2 protein-coding genes are annotated in these 2,117 nt (G+C 76.9%); one reads left to right on the plus strand and one right to left on the minus strand.

Going from position 1 to position 2,117, the window contains the following annotated elements; translation table 11 throughout:
* The coding region (locus JNW98_RS35335; protein WP_223772354.1) for a VOC family protein at positions 1–509 on the minus strand (509 nt) is incomplete at its 3' end.
* 169 nt (positions 510–678) lie between these two features.
* Here JNW98_RS35335 and JNW98_RS35340 point away from each other — a divergent pair.
* Positions 679–2,117, plus strand: a 1,439-nt coding sequence (locus JNW98_RS35340; protein WP_223772355.1) for a methylmalonyl-CoA mutase subunit beta, incomplete at its 3' end; no start/stop codon positions are given.

Raw genomic sequence — 2,117 nt, forward strand, 5'->3', positions numbered from 1 at the left:
GCCCCCGGCCGCTCTCCGTCGAGCTCCAGGTAGCGCACCGGCTCCACGCCCGCGCCCGCCGGGCGGCGCACCGTGGTCACCCCGCCGTGCCGCACTCCGGCGGCGGTCAGCCGCGCGGCGGCGGCGTCGATGCCGGGCGAGGAGAACATCAGGATGTGGAGGCCCTCGAAGCGGGTCAGGCAGCCCGCCAGGTTCGCGCGGGTGGTCTCCACCTTCTCCAGCAGGGCGGGCAGCGCCTCGGTTGGGACCCGCAGCGGGACCACCCGCGCGTCGGCCGGCAGGCGGTCGCCGGGCCGTACGACGGTGGCCAGCTCGACGAAGTCCCGCGCGAACTCGGCGTGCGTGTTGGCCGCCCCGAACGGTTCCGGATCCGCCCCCTCCCGGGGCGGCAGCGCGGGGTAGGCGGGCGCCGGCACGGTGAAACCCAGCCGCCGGTAGAGGGCGAGCGCGGCCGGCATGTCGTGGACGACGTGACCGACGTGATGGATGTGGGTGATGTCGGAGGCCATGCCGGCATCGTAGGGACCGCCCCACGGGCCGCTCCCGGCCCGGCCGGTGGCCCGGTGCGCGCCCGCGTACGACCGGCACACCCCACGGCCCCCTCCACGCCGTGAAGAGGCCAAGGTCACAGCCTTGTCCCCTGCTGCTCAGCGCGCCCGACCCCCTAGCCTTCCCCCCATGACGGTCCTGCCCGAAGAAGGCTTCTCCCTGGCCGCCGAATTCCCGGACGCGACCCGCGAGCAGTGGCAGCGCCTCGTCGAGGGCGTACTGCGCAAGGCGGGGACGGAGGCCGAGGGTTCGGCGGCGGAGGACGCGCTGGCCACCGCCCTCCAGGACGGGCTGAGCACCCGTCCGCTCTACACCGCCGACGACGCCGCGGCCGACCCCGGACTCCCCGGCTTCCCACCGTTCGTCCGCGGCGGACGGCCCGAGGGAACGGCGGTCTCCGGCTGGGACGTCCGCCAGCTCCACGCCGAGCCCGACCCCCGCCGCGCCAACGAGGCCGTCCTGGCCGACCTGGAGAACGGCGTCACCTCCCTCTGGCTCACCGTCGGCCCCGCCGGCATCCCCGTCGACGGCCTCGCCGCCGCCCTGGACGGCGTCTACCTCGACCTCGCGCCCGTCGTCCTCGACGGGGGCGCCGAGGCCGAGGCCGCGGGCCACGCGCTGCTGCGGCTGTACGAGGAGCGGGGCGTCACGCCCGGCACGGTCCCCGGCAACCTCGGCCTCGATCCGCTGGGCACCCTCGCCCGTACCGGCGGCGAAGGCCCCGACACCGCCCTCGCGGTGCGCTGCGCACGGGAGTTCCCCGGCCTGCGCGCCCTCGTCGTCGACGCCCTGCCGTACCACGAGGCCGGCGCCTCCACCGCGCAGGAACTCGGCTGCGCCCTGGCCACCGGCGTCGCCTACCTCCGCACCCTCACCGGCGCGGGCCTGGACGTCGACGAGGCGTGCGGACAGCTGGAGTTCCGCCTCTCCGCCACCGCCGACCAGTTCCTCACCATCGCCGCCCTGCGCGCCGCCCGCCGGCTCTGGGCCCGCGTCGCCGAGGTCTGCGGCGCGTCCCCCGCCGCCCGCGCGCAGCGCCAGCACGCCGTCACCTCACCGGTGATGATGACCCGTCGCGATCCGTGGGTGAACATGTTGCGCACCACCGTCGCCTGCCTCGGCGCGGGCGTCGGCGGCGCGGACGCCGTCACCGTCCTGCCGTTCGACTGCGCCCTCGGCCTGCCCGACGCGTTCGCCCGCCGGATCGCCCGCAACACCTCGTCGATCCTGCTGGAGGAGTCGCACCTGGCCCGGGTCGTCGACCCGGCGGGCGGCTCCTGGTACGTCGAGCGGCTGACGGACGAGCTCGCGCACGCCGCCTGGGCCTGGTTCCAGGAGATCGAACGGGCCGGTGGCCAGGAGGCCGCCCTGCGCTCGGGGATGATCGGCGAACGGCTCGCCGCCACCTGGGCGGACCGCTCCCGCCGCCTCGCCACCCGGCGCGAACCGGTCACCGGCGTCAGCGAGTTCCCGCACCTGGCCGAGCCGCCCGTCGAGCGCCGGCCCGCGCCCGCCCGGCCCGCCGGCGGCCTCCCGCGCGTCCGCCGCGACGAGGCGTTCGAGGCGCT

It is taken from the genome of Streptomyces huiliensis, from assembly GCF_020037025.1.
In the GTDB taxonomy this organism is placed as follows: domain Bacteria; phylum Actinomycetota; class Actinomycetes; order Streptomycetales; family Streptomycetaceae; genus Streptomyces; species Streptomyces huiliensis.